Source organism: Bifidobacterium canis, assembly GCF_009727065.1.
Taxonomy (GTDB): Bacteria; Actinomycetota; Actinomycetes; order Actinomycetales; family Bifidobacteriaceae; genus Bifidobacterium; species Bifidobacterium canis.
The window spans coordinates 46,137-62,808 of sequence record NZ_WNLP01000011.1; the positions used below are offsets into that span (position 1 = coordinate 46,137).

At 46.6% G+C, this 16,672-nt stretch carries 19 protein-coding genes and 1 pseudogene; 6 read left to right on the forward strand and 14 right to left on the reverse strand.

Annotated elements, in window-relative coordinates; genetic code table 11:
• Position 1: 1 nt before the first annotated feature.
• Positions 2–535: a ClbS/DfsB family four-helix bundle protein gene (locus GSD1FS_RS08775; protein ID WP_155589263.1), complete on the reverse strand. Its 534-nt coding sequence runs from the start codon at positions 533–535 to the stop codon at positions 2–4.
• Positions 536–823: 288 nt separating this feature from the next.
• Positions 824–1,225, reverse strand: coding sequence for a hypothetical protein (locus GSD1FS_RS08780; protein WP_246166177.1), 402 nt, complete (start codon positions 1,223–1,225; stop codon positions 824–826).
• Between the two features lie 124 nt (positions 1,226–1,349).
• On the opposite strand from GSD1FS_RS08780, the gene GSD1FS_RS08785 reads away from it, so the two are divergent.
• Entirely contained in the window at positions 1,350–1,808 is a 459-nt protein-coding gene (locus tag GSD1FS_RS08785) for a (deoxy)nucleoside triphosphate pyrophosphohydrolase (RefSeq protein WP_155589264.1), read from the forward strand.
• Positions 1,809–1,915: 107 nt separating this feature from the next.
• On the opposite strand, the gene GSD1FS_RS08790 is transcribed toward GSD1FS_RS08785, so the two are convergent.
• Complete coding sequence (locus tag GSD1FS_RS08790) at positions 1,916–2,434, reverse strand: hypothetical protein (protein WP_155589265.1); 519 nt, start codon at positions 2,432–2,434, stop codon at positions 1,916–1,918.
• A 111-nt stretch (positions 2,435–2,545) separates the two neighbouring features.
• Between GSD1FS_RS08790 and GSD1FS_RS10190 the strand changes: the two genes are divergently transcribed.
• The 3 genes and pseudogenes from GSD1FS_RS10190 to GSD1FS_RS08800 all read left to right on the forward strand — a co-directional run bounded on the left by GSD1FS_RS10190 (position 2,546) and on the right by GSD1FS_RS08800 (position 5,361).
• A complete protein-coding gene (locus GSD1FS_RS10190; RefSeq protein ID WP_281349851.1) occupies positions 2,546–2,911 on the forward strand; it encodes a helix-turn-helix domain-containing protein in 366 nt (121 codons plus the stop codon).
• A pseudogene (dcm, locus tag GSD1FS_RS08795) lies at positions 2,827–3,911 on the forward strand (DNA (cytosine-5-)-methyltransferase). The gene GSD1FS_RS10190 and the pseudogene dcm overlap by 85 nt, the downstream one beginning before the upstream one ends.
• On the forward strand, positions 3,880–5,361 hold the full coding sequence (locus GSD1FS_RS08800; protein ID WP_155589266.1) for an MvaI/BcnI family restriction endonuclease: 1,482 nt from the start codon (positions 3,880–3,882) through the stop codon (positions 5,359–5,361). The pseudogene dcm and the gene GSD1FS_RS08800 overlap by 32 nt, the downstream one beginning before the upstream one ends.
• Before the next feature lie 898 nt (positions 5,362–6,259).
• On the opposite strand, the gene GSD1FS_RS08805 is transcribed toward GSD1FS_RS08800, so the two are convergent.
• The 9 genes from GSD1FS_RS08805 to GSD1FS_RS08845 form a co-directional block, all read right to left on the reverse strand.
• On the reverse strand, positions 6,260–7,018 hold the full coding sequence (locus tag GSD1FS_RS08805; RefSeq protein ID WP_155589267.1) for an AIPR family protein: 759 nt from the start codon (positions 7,016–7,018) through the stop codon (positions 6,260–6,262).
• Positions 7,019–7,112: 94 nt separating this feature from the next.
• The gene (locus GSD1FS_RS08810) at positions 7,113–7,697 is read right to left on the reverse strand and encodes a hypothetical protein (RefSeq protein WP_155589268.1); all 585 of its coding nucleotides are present in this window, start codon (positions 7,695–7,697) and stop codon (positions 7,113–7,115) included.
• Positions 7,697–7,972 (reverse strand): PD-(D/E)XK motif protein, encoded by a 276-nt coding sequence (locus GSD1FS_RS10195; RefSeq protein ID WP_343030268.1) that lies wholly within the window; start codon positions 7,970–7,972, stop codon positions 7,697–7,699. Before GSD1FS_RS10195 ends, GSD1FS_RS08810 begins: the two co-directional genes overlap by 1 nt.
• Before the next feature lie 118 nt (positions 7,973–8,090).
• On the reverse strand, positions 8,091–8,693 hold the full coding sequence (locus GSD1FS_RS10200) for a PD-(D/E)XK motif protein (RefSeq protein WP_155589270.1): 603 nt from the start codon (positions 8,691–8,693) through the stop codon (positions 8,091–8,093).
• Entirely contained in the window at positions 8,693–8,893 is a 201-nt protein-coding gene (locus tag GSD1FS_RS08825; RefSeq protein WP_155589271.1) for a hypothetical protein, read from the reverse strand. The genes GSD1FS_RS10200 and GSD1FS_RS08825 overlap by 1 nt, the downstream gene beginning before the upstream one ends.
• Before the next feature lie 131 nt (positions 8,894–9,024).
• Positions 9,025–9,819, reverse strand: a complete 795-nt coding sequence (locus tag GSD1FS_RS10205; protein ID WP_196425076.1) for a Z1 domain-containing protein — start codon at positions 9,817–9,819, stop codon at positions 9,025–9,027.
• On the reverse strand, positions 9,816–11,423 hold the full coding sequence (locus GSD1FS_RS10210; protein WP_155589273.1) for a Z1 domain-containing protein: 1,608 nt from the start codon (positions 11,421–11,423) through the stop codon (positions 9,816–9,818). The genes GSD1FS_RS10205 and GSD1FS_RS10210 overlap by 4 nt, the downstream gene beginning before the upstream one ends.
• Before the next feature lie 84 nt (positions 11,424–11,507).
• A complete protein-coding gene (locus tag GSD1FS_RS08840; protein WP_155589274.1) occupies positions 11,508–12,950 on the reverse strand; it encodes an ATP-binding protein in 1,443 nt (480 codons plus the stop codon).
• Positions 12,951–13,339: 389 nt separating this feature from the next.
• On the reverse strand, positions 13,340–13,951 hold the full coding sequence (locus tag GSD1FS_RS08845) for a hypothetical protein (RefSeq protein WP_155589275.1): 612 nt from the start codon (positions 13,949–13,951) through the stop codon (positions 13,340–13,342).
• Positions 13,952–14,087: 136 nt separating this feature from the next.
• Here GSD1FS_RS08845 and GSD1FS_RS08850 point away from each other — a divergent pair, with 136 nt between their 5' ends.
• A complete protein-coding gene (locus tag GSD1FS_RS08850) occupies positions 14,088–14,933 on the forward strand; it encodes a hypothetical protein (RefSeq protein WP_155589276.1) in 846 nt (281 codons plus the stop codon).
• Positions 14,934–15,000: 67 nt separating this feature from the next.
• Complete coding sequence (locus GSD1FS_RS08855) at positions 15,001–15,300, forward strand: hypothetical protein (protein ID WP_155589277.1); 300 nt, start codon at positions 15,001–15,003, stop codon at positions 15,298–15,300.
• 284 nt (positions 15,301–15,584) lie between these two features.
• On the opposite strand, the gene GSD1FS_RS08860 is transcribed toward GSD1FS_RS08855, so the two are convergent.
• Both GSD1FS_RS08860 and GSD1FS_RS08865 read right to left on the reverse strand, forming a co-directional pair.
• Complete coding sequence (locus GSD1FS_RS08860; protein ID WP_155589278.1) at positions 15,585–15,803, reverse strand: type II toxin-antitoxin system prevent-host-death family antitoxin; 219 nt, start codon at positions 15,801–15,803, stop codon at positions 15,585–15,587.
• 25 nt (positions 15,804–15,828) lie between these two features.
• Entirely contained in the window at positions 15,829–16,308 is a 480-nt protein-coding gene (locus GSD1FS_RS08865; protein WP_155589279.1) for a GNAT family N-acetyltransferase, read from the reverse strand.
• Between the last annotated feature and the right edge of the window lie 364 nt (positions 16,309–16,672).

Genomic DNA, 16,672 nt, shown 5'->3' on the forward strand with positions numbered 1-16,672 from the left:
GTCAGGCAGGCATGCCGTGCTGGGCCATGGCTTGCTTCCAGCGGCGGATTTTGTCGCCGAAAATGACGAATGAATCCACAGTGTGCAAGCTGATCCACTGCCATAGCGGGCCGGCGGCCGGCGTGGATTCAGCCCATTTGCGCTGGTTCTTCCCGAAGAGTTCGTCTTGTGAGAACTCGTTGATCATCCACTGAATCTGACTGATCAGATTATTGAATGAGTCGATCATCTGCTGAGGAGTGGAGTCCTGCCACGTTTCATCAAACATCTCGTACAAATTGCTGAGATGCAGCCATGAGTAGCCGTCGGCAGGTGTGTGCACCAAGTGACCTTCCTGCTCATTGTGCTCCCAGTCGAGCAGCAGACTCATCCAGCCGAGCTCATAGGCGAGCATCTGCCGAGGTGTGCGGTTATCCGCCTCCGGCTGCAGCTCGTCCCAATACTGCTCCGGGATGTTTTGGAACTCGCTGATGAACGCTTTTCCATGCTGCCTGATCTCGTCGGCGAGCTCAGTTCCGGATTCATACGTTTCCATGATCCACCTCACGTTCGTTGAGCTGCTACTGCGCAGGAGTTGTCTGCCGGCGACAGTGCCGGCGGATCGCGGAATGTAACTAGAGTATTGCGGCTCATATCGCAACCTCTTTCAGGCCGAGAGTACTGGGTACTCACTCTTAATTTTGCTTAGTATAGGTGCTCGCGCAGGGATTCCCAACTAATCTGGCGATTTGCTGGAAAGTGTCTGTATGACTTTCCAGTCGTGCTCTTGAAACTGAGCATGGGAGAAAGCAAGGCTCTCGAAGTCGTAAATATTACATATGAATTATTGAAGGATGTGAGCTACCTTTTGCTCTAAGAATGCGCTGCTGGCAAGAGCATACAGATCTCCGGCGCAGTCATCGATGATGGCACATGGAAATGTCTGAACCAGCGCTCGCTCGTCACCGTTATATTGACCTAGCATCGCATTGAACAAAGGGGAGCTGCGGGGGATTCGCGAGACCGAATACGCTCCATCTTCGAGTGCCCATGCGACCTCGGTGTGTTCATCGTCGGTGAGTGAATCTTTGCCCGGGTAGAGTTTGTGCTCCATGAGATCGTAGAGTACGTCGAACAATACGATGTTATTGGTTGCCGCTCCCTCTTCAAGGGTCGTTCTGATGAGTTGCGGATCAATCTCTTCTATTGAGTCATGCATCACTGCGGGCGTTATGTTGGTGGGCATGTTCACAGAGTAGGTCACGTGCCTGGCAATCGCATCGTGTATGCAGAGATTCTTTGGGATCGTGTCGTCAAGGAACCGTGTTGTATCCTGGGTCCAGCTGTTTTCCAAGGAGAAGTGGAACAACATGGATTCAGATGTTCAGACGCCCAAACTCATTCGAGTGGTGGGTGCGGCGATTGTTCGGGATGGCACGGTTCTGTGCGGTCAACGTGGGCACGGCAAATCGTTGGCTGGATATTGGGAGTTCCCCGGAGGCAAAATCGAAGCGGGCGAAACTCCTCGTCAAGCACTGCAACGCGAAATCGAAGAGGAGCTGCTGTGCGAAGTCAATGTTGATTCGCCGGTGTGCACGAGCCGCTACACCTATGATTTCGGCATGGTGGAGCTCACGACGTTCCTGTGCCATCTCGTCTCGGGCGAGCCGACTCTGACTGAGCATGAGCAAATCGCATGGGTTGAACCAAGCCAGATGCCTACGTTGAACTGGGCTCCGGTGGATCACGAAGCTGTTGAACGTATCTCCCATATGGTTTTACACATAAGAAAGAAAAGTGTGAGTAGAACGATATTGCAAATGATCTGAAGTGACAAATTGATTATGTGGCCGTTCTCAGACGTTCATCCGAGAACGGCCACATAACATAATCAATATTTAGTTAGACCATTTCAGCAAACTATTCCAGTGCTCTTTTAGTTCCTTTTTAACTGGATCTTTTTAAACTGAAGTTCAAGAGTCTCTTGTAAGTCTGTGAGTGTCGCTTGAAGATATTCGTTCTTCTTCTTTTCAGTGTTTTCTCGTAATTCCTCCCAGCCGGGATGGAACTTATCTATTTCTTTTGCTGAAATTATATCTGCCTCACAGCGCTTAGTCGGGGTACCAGCGGCGAGCACTGATATTCGGCAGACTAGTACGGCTGAATAGTTGTCGATTAGGATGCCGTTGCGTACGGGCACCCCTTCTCGCAGGGCCACGTTTAAAAAGTTTTCACAGTCCTCTCCGGAAAGATACTGTGTGATATCCTTCCACTCCCATGGGAAATTTGGTATGTGCGCGATGTATGCCGTCCACTCCTCCGTGGTGTAGCCGTCCTTTTGCAGGTCAAAGGTCTCCAAGACATTGTTGACATTGTCAAAACATTGCAACATTTTTGTTGCATGGAGGGAGTAATTAGGTACATTAGTTCCTTTCTTGTAATAATATTGTGGCATAAATTACTATAACATGTTTATAGAACAAATGTTCGATGAATGTTGGATTTTGCTGCACTTTTGCAAAATAATCTGGGTCAAAAAGGTAACATTTTGATATATACTAGTCCCGTGAGTATCGAACAAAAGAACGAGGATACAGCTTTAGGGCTTATTAAAACGTTGCGCCAATCTATGACACGCAAACAGCTGGCAGACGCATTGGCTGTGCAAACATTGACTGTTGAGCGTTGGGAAACTGGGAAAGTTGAGTGCAAGCCGGGATACATCCCCGCACTGAAAGAGCTGTACTACGGGACAACGCACGAAAATGGCACAGACTTTTCGGTGATTGATCTTTTGCTGGTATTGGTGGTATTCGACGCGGATTTGCGCAAGTTGGTGGTCATGCGGTGTACGCCAGCGAGTGGAATAAATACTCCGTGTGCACATACCGCACAAACTATGGGTTTGCCGATGAAGTTGATGGCGATATAACTCAGGTCGATACAGATGATATTCCTGATTGCGATGTAGTGCTTGCTGGTTTTCCATGCCAGCCGTTCAGCTTGGCCGGCGTATCGAAAAAGCGTAGTCTCGGTCGTGACACTGGATTTAGAGATAAAACTCAAGGAACTCTGTTCTTCGATGTTGCGCGCATCATCGCCGCTAAACGGCCAGCAGCTTTTTACTTGAGAATGTGAAGAACTTGCAGTCCCACGATCATGGGCGTACTTTCCAGGTGATTCTCGATACGTTGCAAAATGAGCTTGGCTACGAGGTGCACTACAAGGTCATTGATGCCCAGCATTTTGTCCCTCAGCATCGTGAACGAATTTATATTGTCGGTTTTCGTTCGCCCACCAATTTCTCGTGGGATGATTTGCGTTATCCAGAGCATGCTCCGAAACTGCGCGATATCCTTCACAAGACAGATGGAACAGAACCAGTTTTACCATGGGATCAAGGTAAGTACTTTGACCATGAATCCAATACCGTCCGCGAGAAATACACGCTGACACCACGTTTGTGGCAGTATCTTCAGGATTACAAAGCTAAGCATGAGGCAATGGGGCATGGTTTCGGTTTTGGCCTTGTGAATCCAGATATGGTTTCGCGTACACTTTCCGCGCGATACCACAAAGACGGCTCTGAGATTCTCATTGATCAGGGGGAGGGGAAACGGCCTCGGCGCTTGACGCCGCGTGAGTGTGCGCGATTGATGGGATACCCGGATGATTTGCGGATACCTGTGTCGGACACCCAAGCATATCGCCAATTCGGTAATAGCGTTTGTGTGCCAGTCATTGCTGAAGTAGCGCGCTTGATGAAACCATACATCATATCGATCAAAGATGAGAAAAAGAGCGATGCAAATAAACGAACCGTGACCGCAGCGCGCATTGAGAAGACAAAAAACAGGCTATTGCCAACGCTGAGAGTTAAGACTATTAGACTGGACGAATATGAGCAACATGCACGACGCTTTGGAAACTGAAGAAGCACTACCTTGGTACGACACCATAACGCTGGATGGTGTTTTACAGATGTTCGAAAATGTCGGTGCCCATGCGGTGTGGGCAAAGTATTTAATGCGAAATAATAATTCGAAGGACCAAGTGTATGTTGCTTCTCGTATTAACCAGTTGGCTTTCCTACCGTTAGGTGAACCTATCTACGCTCCAGGCTCATCAAATAAGCCTAAGGTGAGTAGTTCAAAGAGAAAGAGAGAGCTGGTACGTATCCCTCTGAGATGGACATGGATTGCCGAAGACGGAGATGAATATTTAGCTCCTCAAGCAGCCTTTAGTTACTATCCCCAATATCCAGAGGTTCGCTTGAGTGGCATGGTCGCAAAGTGCAAAGCTGCTCCAAGTGAGTTATTCAATATTAAACATCATGGACATGATGAAGGGCGAGTCCTTTTTCTTGGAGTAATAGGCAATCCGGATGACCCAGATTCGCATATTGCTGCTATCACGACAGGGAAGAATGCTCCAGCTTCGCAAGAAGTTGTAGCGTTAGATAGTTTTACGCCTGGCTCACTGTTCTCCGTTCCTCTTCCCGCCTCGACGAAAGAGCCTGAACGGAATACCAATGCCGAAGTGCCTTCAGTAGAGATTGATGAATTTAGTGTGCTGAATACTGCTTTGAGCCGTATCGTGGGATATCCGATTATTCCTTGGCGTCTGCGTAATGATGGCACCAGAGAAGATCCGTATAGGAGTCCAAACGCCCCGGGCCTAACGTTGGAAGCCGAGTTGGGCGTGGGTGAGAATGCCATTCCGGGGCCCGACTTTGATATTTGGGAACTGAAGGCTTATAAGGTTGATGACTTCCAAAAGCCAAGCAACAGTCATCGAATCACATTATTCACGCCTCAACCTGACTTCGGGACAATCACGGATATGGGGCAAGCTGCATTTGTTGAAACATACGGGCATGTCAATGAACAATATGCTGGTCGTGGCATTGAACGTTATGATTTTACGACTAAAGATTTCAATGACATCGGTCAAGATGATCCAACTGTTGCAATGGAATTACGAGTGTTTGGCATGGATGGTGATTCATACAGCATGGGTGGCTCGATTTCATTGGTCGATCGCATAACTGGTGCAATCGTTGCCGGATGGTCATTCCCAAAGTTGCTCGGACATTGGCAGAGGAAGCATGATAGAGCAGCATACGTTCCGTATCGTCTACTGGGCAGCAAAGATGATTACTGTGTTGAATATGGCACGGATGTGCTGCTCGGGAAGGACACCGATTTTGGCATGTTCCTTAACGCGTTCCAAGAGGGAAAGATCATTTTCGATCCAGCATTCCATATCACGAAGCGAGAAGATGGTAGTTGGCAGCCGAAATCAAGGAGCCAATTCCGGATTGCTCTCGGGAACCTGGATGCAATTTATGAATCTGTCAGGAAAGTCACTGTAGGGGCATAGTGACAACTCTGTCTGGCTGAGGTCTCGATATCGGGAAACCTAGCCAGACAGAGAATTTATTAGCGTGGACTAAGAATACTGGCAGGGAAGCCACGTCGAATTGACTTAAGACGCAGATTCCATAGGCTCTCTACGTCATCGTCAGTCAGCTCGATTTGATGGTCGATCTTTGCCAGTATGGCTAAGCTTTTGCTGTCTGGGTTTGGTCGATGCTGGCACCAACGCATAAAAGTTGCCCAATTTGCCGGTGGGATGCTTGTCAAATATGTGCGTCTGTCTTCTAAGCTCAGCTGAGCAGATTCTGGTGCAGCGGCAGCAGAAGCGGGAGAGGATACTTTCGTTTGAGCGGTTTGCATAGAAGAGGTACTTTCTCCAGTGCGTCGCTTACTCATTGACGGCTGGCGCTGTGGACTCATGACCGATGGTGTGGCATCCTGAGCGTGAGGCACTGCATCCTGCGTGAAGTTAATCGCTTTACTCTGTTCTGGCAATGGAGCACGTCTAGTTGTTCGGCTGCTGGAAGAGGAAATAGCTGTAGTTGTTTCAATCGGATCTGCATCCAAGCAGCTTGGATACTTTTCAGTTGCTCCCAGCATTCAGTTCGCTTTGCCCATTCCGAACAATTGGCAACTCGTCTATGCTCGTCGTTTATAACATCACTGGCCTGCTGCGCTGCATGCATGAGACAGCCCAGCATTTGTGGACTGACGCTTTGCATGTTCCAGACTTCTGAAAATCGCATTGTAGGTTAGCGCGGTATAAGTCGTAGGAATACTTTGCGACTGCATATTCCGCAATATTCATCTGGTATGCACCGCGATACCAATCCATCTTCTTGATGCTCTTATGGGTCGCATCAAAGATGATACGTTTGCAGACGAGTCTCTTGAAGTACTCTTTATCTACTTGTTGAATGATTTTTCGTCGTTAGTTTCTTCGGCGAATTTGGCAAAGCATTTCTGCGCGCCGAGGCTTGCAATCTCAGGGAAGCCTTGCCAACACATGAGATACTTGGTGGCATCCACCATTTTAATGCGTTGACGGGTTGGATTGACTTCTTCAAATGCTTTACGCAGTGCACCTTGAAGACGGTTTTCTCACTGTCGTATTGTCCACGTACTCGCTCGTAATACCAACGGGTCTGTCTCTTTCCAGCTTCAACCGGAGTAAGTACCGTCCGTGAGACTTGTTCAAGTTTGACTTGATACTCACTATTCGCAGAGAAATCTGCCTCGGCAACTTTGTTCTGACTATTGGTGAAACGCGAGATCTCTGGAATCAGCATCTTGGATTCTGCTGAATCGACGACAACAAGTTTGACAGGAACAATGACTTTGCGAAGCTCTGCTTCTGGAGTTGTATTTCCCGTGTAGTAAATGGAAGCCGTAGTTTGGCCACCGTTGACGATTTGCAAATCTGCAATGGAAACAATATTGCCTTGGGTGTTCAGCTCAATGGAAGATGCGGTTGCAGTCAATCCATTGTTATAGGCGACGAAACGATCTGGGTTATCAAGAATCGTCTTCCGAATGCCTTTATTGACCTTTCCTCGCATAGAGAGGAATGAACGGACATTGGCCTCCATAAGTTTGGCACCGTAATCCTTGTAAAGTTTTGCGAGCACATCTCCAGTTAGGAACAGCAGGTATGTTTTCATGTTTGTATCAACTACAGGAGCTTGGACAGCGGGAATACCGGCGTCTCCCAGCTGAACAACGAGGTTTTCTCCGCCTCCTGAAATCTCAGCTGTATCACGTAAACGTGCTAAATCCCATAGATGTGCTTCGATGCTGATTCCCTTCTCCTTTTTGTCGGAGAATAAATATCCTGCACAGGCTGCACTGTGGCATCGCGTCCGGTAAACTTTCTATCGGTGATGAAGTACAGGCGGAATCGACGAATGTTGTCTTTATTTCATGAATAAACTGAGCAAGGCCGTATGCTTCGGAACTTTCCTCCATCTGGGAGAGAACAGTACCTTTGAGCGAGGCAAGTACGAAATTACGCATGCCCGTAAGGTTCTTTTTGTATTCACTCGTTTGAATGGTCGGCATCTCTTGATTCTGTCGTAGTGAATATCCTCCGTCGCAACCAATGATGACAATAGATTCATCCTGATCGTAAGACGAGAAATCATAGCCATCGACTGTCATGAAGTGACTAGTTCCCTCACCATGTCGATAAGGGGAAGGCATGAATTCAGCAATCACTTCATTATCTCGGAGAATGTTACAAGCCACGTCAAAGAAAGCATCTTGATCGAAGAGCTCTTCCTCTTGACCGTAGTTCTTCACTTGCTCGATGAGGTCATGACGATAATCTTCGAGAGATTCCATTATTGCTCCCAAGTATTCAAAGGCTCTTCTTCCTCATATATTCTATATGGCTCGATAGCATCGCGTTGAATGCTGTAAGTCAGTGAAACAATACCATCGGGAAGGACGCTGGCCTCTATGCGCGGGAAATCGTCATGCACGTCATATACAGAAATATTGTGTGGTATGAAACGAGCCTTTTGAGTAGCTTCCGAGTAGAGACGTAGACCAGCTTTGAAAATACCGTCTTCCAATTTATCCTGCACGGCATTAGGATCTTCAGCTTGGTCGCATATTTTTGCATGAGCTCATTAACTGTGATTCCATCATCCGTGCTCTCAGTGTTACGCTCAAGTTCCACAGTCACCAACCTGATGGGGTAGGTACTGGCATCAAGTTGCTCAGGAGAAGAGATCATGATGGTCTTGCATTTCTGGTGGATTGCTTTACTTCCCATGCATATTCTTGACTTGGGAAGATGAAATCCTGAGGAGCTCCAGATGGCCCTGTCCAGCAATCAATCACAGTATCTATCAAAGTATTAGTCTTATGCGAAATGATGATTGCGGCAGTGAGTTCTGCAGCAACTCCTAATAATATCTGATCTGTTTGTTCCTCGGGGAGTGGCTGAAGTAGTCGTTTCCACTGATTCATAGAATCGTATACCTGATCAAGTGCAGCAGTTTGGTTGTCCACTTCGCGGATTCGCGTTGCAAAAGTCAAGCACAGTTCGGCGAATACATGTCGAAGTGCCCAGTCTTCCAAAGTGAAAACCAAAGCCCAATTCTCACCGATGACCGATGGACGTCGATCATTGAGAGTGATCGTTATTGCGCGCATGCTGGCAATTGCACGGGGCTTCTCTTCAGAAAGCACCATGATGTAGGGCTTCCCATTCGTGCAACCGAGAACAATCGGGAGCACTAACGAAGTGTCCAGCTCAGTATTGGAATGATTGCTGTTCTTTATCTGGTCACGCCATGTGGAAAGAATGAACCCACTATCAAGTCTATTCATCAGTCTTCTCCCGCTGCATCCTCTTCGCGGAGCTTTTCATACTGCTGCCTCGATGCAACAGTGTTGAGATAGTATTTAGCTTTGCCTTTACCGGTTGCACTGCCAGGAGTATCTGATGGTACAACGATTTTGGCGGCCAATAGGCCATGCGGATTGGCCATTGGTGCTGTTTTGTGTTCTGCTTTATTGGTGAGTGTCACACGATAAAGCATCAGAACCGGGTGGTTGCCGAATAGCTTTGTGTCATAGAAATCACGCTCATTTCGGATTTCTCGTTTGATGGGTTCGCCAGTAACAGCTTGAGCAACTTTGACGATATCGCTTTTCGAGCCTAAACGGAGTTTGTTGCCGCTGACCTGATAAGTTTTGTTCCAGAATCCTCCTTATAGGCACGTTGTATCCCTCTCCAGTGGAAGGGCTCATCAATCACATCGCCCTTTCCGTTGATGAAAGCCACATCCCACGTAATATCTGGATGCTCGCGCTCCTGTGTAATGGCGAATTGCTCAGCCATCGTTGTGGAGAGTTCGACCGGTTCTTTATCGCGGTAGCGCAGAAGCGTTGGGCCGAAATAGACGTCATTATAACCAGAACGGTATGACTTTAGGAATGAAGTGACTGCATGCGACGGAACCCCCTCAAAGACGACAGTGTCCCCCTTGGGGTCTGTGCTGCGAGCAATATCGGTATCGGTGCAGAGCACTTTTACGAGTGTTTTAAGAGCATTATCGTTTGTATGGCTTCGCTCGGAGGAAGTGCTAAGACGAACTGATTCAATGATGTTATTTTCAAGATCGAATTCGAATTCAGAGTCTATACCCTCTTCTGCATTACGCATCTTCGTCGGATTCGTAATGCGAACACCATTGTTGGGATTCTTACGGATTGAGATTCCAAATTGTTTAGGAGTGCTATGGTGGGCTTTCATGCTGCGAGCAGTTTGCTTGATGTCTTCAATAATTGAACCAGCATATTTGAAATCTGCGATGGTTTGCGGAAGAAGCCACACTCGTTGAAGTTCTACATAATCTGGGCGATAGCCAAACCAGCGTCCCATCTGGAGTAACGTATCGGCAGCGCTGACCTGCCGGTAAAAGACACTGCAGATCAATCCATCCAATGTCATACCACGCGAGAGCTGATTGCCTCCGATATAATGGTGCATTCATTAGGGGCTGTCTCTTCGTCGGCATTGTGGAGCTTGTTCCAATCATCTGATGTTGAATTCTCCAAACGCACAACAACACGATTGCTGCGCATGAGTCTCTCAAGGTTTTGCAGCACAGTATCCCATGTTTGATCATGTGCTGCTGCATAGTTTCTGTATTCAGATTCGAAAGAGCTATGAAGCGACTGAATACGTGGATCATCTGAATGTGAATGGAAACGCAGAGCATTATTCAGTGAACCAACATAGGCATACACTCGATCGGCAATCTGTTGTTGAACATCTTGGAAACGGGACATATGAATGAGCATGGATTGGCGTTTGTTCGCTGAATCTGGGCGAAGTACACATGCTATGAGGAAACAATTAATGGCATGACGCACTTGAGGATCCAGTAAATCACTCGAATCATCATCTTCTGTTGTGTGTGGAATGGTAGGTGCATCACTGTGGCAAGCATCTATCTGGAAATTCTTTTTATGAACCAACGGCAGCCATTGTTCAAGTTTGCTCTGATCCAGCAAGCGAACAGGTGTGCTAGAAGGGAGCCCTTCCGGTGAATCGTTTTCTGAAACGTCTTCTTCGTTTCGGTTGCCGAAGATTTTTAGAACCCCAATGTATTCAGCTGGTGTGCGAAGCACGTAAATGAAATCTTCGGGGAAGAGATCCTCAGATTCCTCATCGTCAATAAAAATATTAGCGAAAGGAGTGGCGGTGACGGCGACGTATGATGTTCTTTTGCTGATGCTGCACAGCTTGCGCAGCAAGGAGTTGATCGTTGTCGGGTCTTCTCCAATTTTACTGGAATTGACTGATGCATAGTCGCTCTCATCATCGATGACGAGCACGGGAATATCCCGAGCTAAATCATCATTATCGAGCCATTCGATGAACTTTCTCAACACACTGCTGTTCTTTTTCATAACAGCAATAAACGGGACACCTTTCCAATTCGGCCGTTGGATATTTGAAAAAGCATGCTGTGAGGGAGAAACGAAATCTTCATCGATGTTTGTTAAACAATGCGGACGAATCGCTCCGCCCAGATATTTCCCTATGCCAGTCGGCACACCTTGTTGTGCTCCAATGCAATCTGTATCAATACGGTCTTGGGTCTGTTTGCGAAGTTTCTCGTTATCGCTGGTAAGCACGATGATGAGTTTGTAGCCTAGGTCGATGGTTTTGTTCATCAAAGCCATGTAAGTTCTTGTTTTCCCTGACTGCACATCACCAAGCAACAAACCTTTACGCGAAATAGGTGCTGATTCTTTACGCGGATCAGATAGCAGATTCAAGATGTCGTTAGTGTCTTTATCCAGATCTGAATATTGGGATTTTTGATCATTAAACAAGTATCGGAAGTATGCGTCGGTTTGAGGAGTAGGCATTCCTTCCATTTCGGGAAGCCAGTCATGCCAGGTAACTTCCTCATTACGTATGATGACTCCGTCTTCAATCTGAATATTCAGTTGCTTCCGAACATCACGGAAAATACGTTGCATTTGCTTAGGTTCAAGAGCGATGCCTTGAAACTTAGCGAATTGCTCAATGGACGAGAGCATGAGCTCATCGGGAATATCGTCTTTATTATCCCAGAAATTTGTGATTTTCGTTCAATGTCTTTGATCTCTGGCGTCAAAGAATCGTCAGTCATGTGCTACCTCTCTCAGTATGCGTTCTGCATTTCTCGACAATGAGAATGGCTCTTTATCCTTATATCGTTGCACAAACTCCTCCGGCGTCAAATGTGTGAGCATCGCATTGACTTGCCAGAATTCTTTGGCAGTGTTGCGGAGTTCTTCATCCAAAGAATCCGGTATGCTTACGCGCTCATCCATTGCAAAGCGACTTTGCATGTCTTCGTATGGCAGAGTTGAGGCAAGTGAATCTAGCATTCTCTTAAAACCATGTCGCTGTGCAGCGGTCAAGGTGTCTGCAAAAGCTTCAATGTACGGGTTCTCTTGGTTTACTTCATATCGAAACTCATTGTCTCGATCACGTATCAATTCCCACATCCGAGCTTGGGGATCTTTACTAGTTTTCCGACCTCGGAATTCCTGCACCTTGCGGCTAGGCTTAGCAAGAGACTTCGCAAATCTACGCATTGAATCGCGAACAATTTTTGGCGGTGTAGCCGTCGACTTTTTGATATCAAGCGCCCACTGAGCGTCTAAGGTGTTGGGGATGTCTATGCGTACTCGACATAGTTTATTACTTTCTGATCGCGCCATCATGCGATACCAGCTTCCCCAAGTAATAAGTCGGTAAGCGCGATAGATATAGAACCCTTGAGTATCGAACAGGGTCTTACTTCGTTCCTCAGCTAACCCCAGAAGGGATCGATCTTTAGCTGTGAGACGGTTCTGGTAGGGGAGAGTATACTCGTAAAGAACCGCATCAGTGCCACCGATAAGCTGGGGCGGCGCCTTTTGAACAGCAGGATTATCGACGAGGAATGGGTCTCTGTGAGGTACATCAGCGTCATTTATGCGTATATGTATCGGTGTGATGGGGTCTTCAGCGTAGGGATGCAAATACCTGTGGAAGACCAAGCCTAAGTAATCAGCTAGATCCGACATTGCCTTGTCAAGATCGTTAACAGTCTTGCCGAATATGCTATTAAGTCGATCAAGATTGCGCCAAAGAACGCATGTGCCATGACTTGTCGGTAATGCGTCCTGAACTTTCAGCGGCAGGAAATCGGTGATCTCTGCCCCTGATAACTCTTCTAGCGCCCATGTCTTCAATTGGGCTAATCTATCAAGATCCCAACGGAACGCAACCATATTGCCGTGCTGAAGAGAAGCTACAGTCAATGAACGGCCTTGTGAGAGCGAAGCGGTTTTTAGACCAAGCCCAAAGCGTCCTAAGTCCTGTGCGGAGCGTTTTGCGGATGCATTATTGCCGGCCAGCTGCATGGCTCGGATGGCTGTCTCTCTATTCATGCCGCTGCCGTCATCGATTATGGCGATGAAAGGCTCTTCACCATAATCGTGATAGTAAATATCGATATTGTGAGCATCAGCTGCGATGGAATTATCGATAATGTCAGCTACAGCAGTATTTAGATCGTAACCGACTGAGCGCATGGACTCCATTAATGTGGGATCTGGCTCGCATACTATCTCTGGCACTTTGCTTCCCTCTGATATATTTGAAAGTTACCCTTACACATAAATGCCGAATTTATGATTACTTATGAAATTGAAATAAATTGAGCAATGAAGTAAAATCAATTTAGTTTATAATGAGATATTTCAAGTTCATTATTTGCTATTACTGTTATTATTAGTCAGTTTAATTTCGATAATTTCTTTCTCGCATGCATCCATTATATTGGCATATGTTCCGCGAAGAATATGCTCCCTAAGTTCGACCTGCTGAGCGACAATAAAATCAATCAATTGCTGGGGTAGAGGGTGGATGAAACGTCCTCGCTTCAAGTCGCCGTGCAAAGAAGTTGAATATAGGATTTCGTTCAGTAACGACTCCGGGGTGCGAACATTGGGGTCTTTCTTTTTGTGCCTTCAATTATTCTCTGCGCCTGCTCTTCAAGCTGGACAATATCTTCGTCGTAATCGTTTACGCTCTTTTCGGAGAGTAATTTCTTAAACGCTTGAAGCACTGGAAGGATGGCTGCGTCGTCATTAACGAAGTATTTCCTTAAAAGACATGCTTTTAGATAGTATTCACCGATACTTGTATTATCGGGAAGCTGAAGATACGGTCCTTGTCTCGGTTCTGGTTTCAGCTCTGGCTGCACTGCTTTTGTATCTTGCTGGATGTCGGCATTGTTCTTTTGTGTTATGCGCCGATATTCATCCGTGCAGGATATGAAGTTGGATAGCCTGTCGGCTGATGTAATGCTGATTTCTTTTGATTTCGTGCCCGTATTAGCATGCATCAATTCCTCGATTGTCACAGCAAGGGCATTTGCGAGTTTATATGCATTGGCTACTTGCATATTAGAAATAAGTTTTTCTCCATCTATGTATTGCTGCAATCGTATTGTGCTCATGGATGCCATTTGGGCGATTTCGCTAGTTGTGCGATTGGATTGTTTGATGAGGTCGTCTAACGTAGCTGTCATTTTCCTCTCCATATGATTGCTGACATGCTTCTAAGATGTCGGGTAGATTAATGGGGACTTCAATTATCTTCTTTTTAATACAATATTTTCATTTGTCTCGCAAGTTATAAGGTGATTAACGTATTACAGGCAAATTGTGGCACTTTGCAGCCTCGCGAATGTAAAATATATATTTGTCGTAAAAATTGATCAATTGTGTGGCGTCAGTGTTCTTTTTAGCGCAATGGTCGCGAATGAGGAAGAGCCGGTCGTTGAATTAGAGGAGTGTGCAATTTTGAGTGTGAGCCAGATTTCAAGAGAGCTTGAGCAAATTCGTTCTAAGCGTGTTGGCGCTGAAAAGAAGGTGGGGGAATACAGAGCGTTAGAATCTAAGAAACGGACTGAAGCTGATAAAATTGCAACTATCATTCTAAAAACTTCTAGTGAAAGTACTCGCAGAAGGAAACAGGCAGAGCGAGAGCGTCATCTTTCCGAAGCGCAAAGTGCAGGGAAAAAGGCAATTGAATGGCAAAAGAAAGTAAATTCTTACTCTCAAAAAGAAAATACACTGCAGCAGAGGCTCTCAAAAGCTCAGTCTGAGGAGATGAGCAAAGTCGAGAAGCAAAGGCAACGAGAGTATCAAAAGGAAATAAGTAATCTTCGTGCAACGCAGTCGAAACTCAATTCAAGAATCAATGACGCCGAGCAACAGGTGGGATTTATTATGAGAGCTTTTCCGAAGCCTAAGCAAGAGAAACTTCGAGTTCTGGTATTGACTTCAAATCCATATGGGGATTTGCGTGTCGATAGGGAACAGAAGCGGATCAAACAAGCCGTTCAAAATGCGACTCATCGTGACTGGATCGAAATGCAATTTCGACCAGCAGCTACGCTGGATGATCTATTTGACGGCCTTGCTTCTTTTCCCCTCATATTGTGCATTTTACAGGTCATTCAAATGAATCCCTTATTCTTCTTGAACAAGATAAAGATGAAAAAATGATGGTTTTCCAGTATGGGTCGGTGCACTTAAGCACGCTCTCCTTGCAACTGATAAGCCTCCTCAGGTAGTGGTGCTGAATTCTTGCGAATCAGCTGCTCAGCTTACCGATCTTGTTGGTCCGGAGATTCCTTTCGCGGTTGGTATGCTTGATGAGATCGGAGATTCTGATGCGATTAATTTCGCTGCACGGTTTTACGCGACTATAGCTAATGGCCAATCTCTCAATTCGGCTGTCGAGTCAGCAAAAGCTTATTTATTAGCTGGAGGTTTTCCTGATGCAGATTTGCCGGTTCTAGTTTGCGCGCCAGACTCTGATCCTCGCAAATTGATTCTCGTAGAGGCTCCAGTTGCTGCTAATATTGCTTGACATTTGGTTAGCTGAATTGAATATCACCTAGGAAGACTTGTGTAATCCATTCACATAAATGGGTTACACAAGTTATTAGTCAAATGTAGTTTCGAAGATTGTCGCTGCAGAGGTGTGAAACGTAGCGCTGTGATGGGTTCATTGGGTGGCGCAGTATCATACAGTCAGTATGCTGGTGGATGTTCCTTTATCTTGACATGTTTGCTTTAATGTTTGTCTAATATCGTTTGGCTTCTATCAATTGGTATTTTGTGAGGTCTGTGTACTGCAAAGCCGATGACTTTTTACGATTGCTCCATGCCGTGTAGACCCCTCTCACGCATTACAGGATTTCGGTATATCCGCGCTGTCTCCATGAGACTGTCGTAATCAAATTGGTTCATGACAACAATGTTGTCTCTGCTGTCTTCGCAGGTCACCAGTAACGGTTCGTGGGACTCTCGAACTTGGCGAAGAACATCGTTGAGCTCATCGCTGAATGAGTTGTAGGGAATCATGCGCATTGATTGTGCCTCTCAAAGACGCAGACTACAGAATCTGTTCCATCCCGTACTTGTACACGCTCAGTCCCAGATGCTCGTAGAACTTGACGGCTTTCGGATTCGCGGCCCAGGCGTTGAGCGTCACGTTGTGGCAGCCGCGCTCGCGGGCGTAGTCGATCACATGCTGGTAGAGTGCGGTGCCCACGTGCTTGCCGCGGGCGTTCTCGTCCACGCACAGGTCGTCGATGTACAGCGTTGTGATCGGCTGCAGATTGGTGCTCCCGGCATGATCCTCGATCACACAGAACGCATAGCCGAGCACAGTGCCGTCAGAGTCGGCGGTAACGAAGATGGGGCGCGCGCCATCAGCAAGGATCTGCTCGAGTTCTTCCGGCGTGTACTTGGTCTTGCCTTCAATAAAGAGGTCGGGGCGCCCCTCTGCGTGCACGTCATTGACCTGATGCAGCAACTTCATAATGGCAGGAATATCATCAGTATTTGCGCGGCGAATTTCAAGATCTGGCATGGGTGAGCTCTCAATCTGTAATAACGGTGAATCTCTACGCATTATAAACCGCTGCTCTGAGGCGGGGTCGTGCGCGATTGCAGACTTGATTGATCATGTCAGCCAGTGAGTGTTTTCTCTGGGGCGGGAAAATGATGGGACTACAAATCAAACCCTATAGTATTGGAATATGTCATTTTGGTGATAAAATAGTCACAATCATATATCAAATAGGTTGCATCTAGTGTATTGAGAAAGGTGGATGGAATGGCGAAAGTAGTCGCAAAACGTTGATGATGACGTTAAAAAAGCGCGCATCTGCTCTGTATGAAGAGAATGGGGTTGAGTCTCAGTTCTGCGGTCAACATGTTTCTTAAACAGTCCA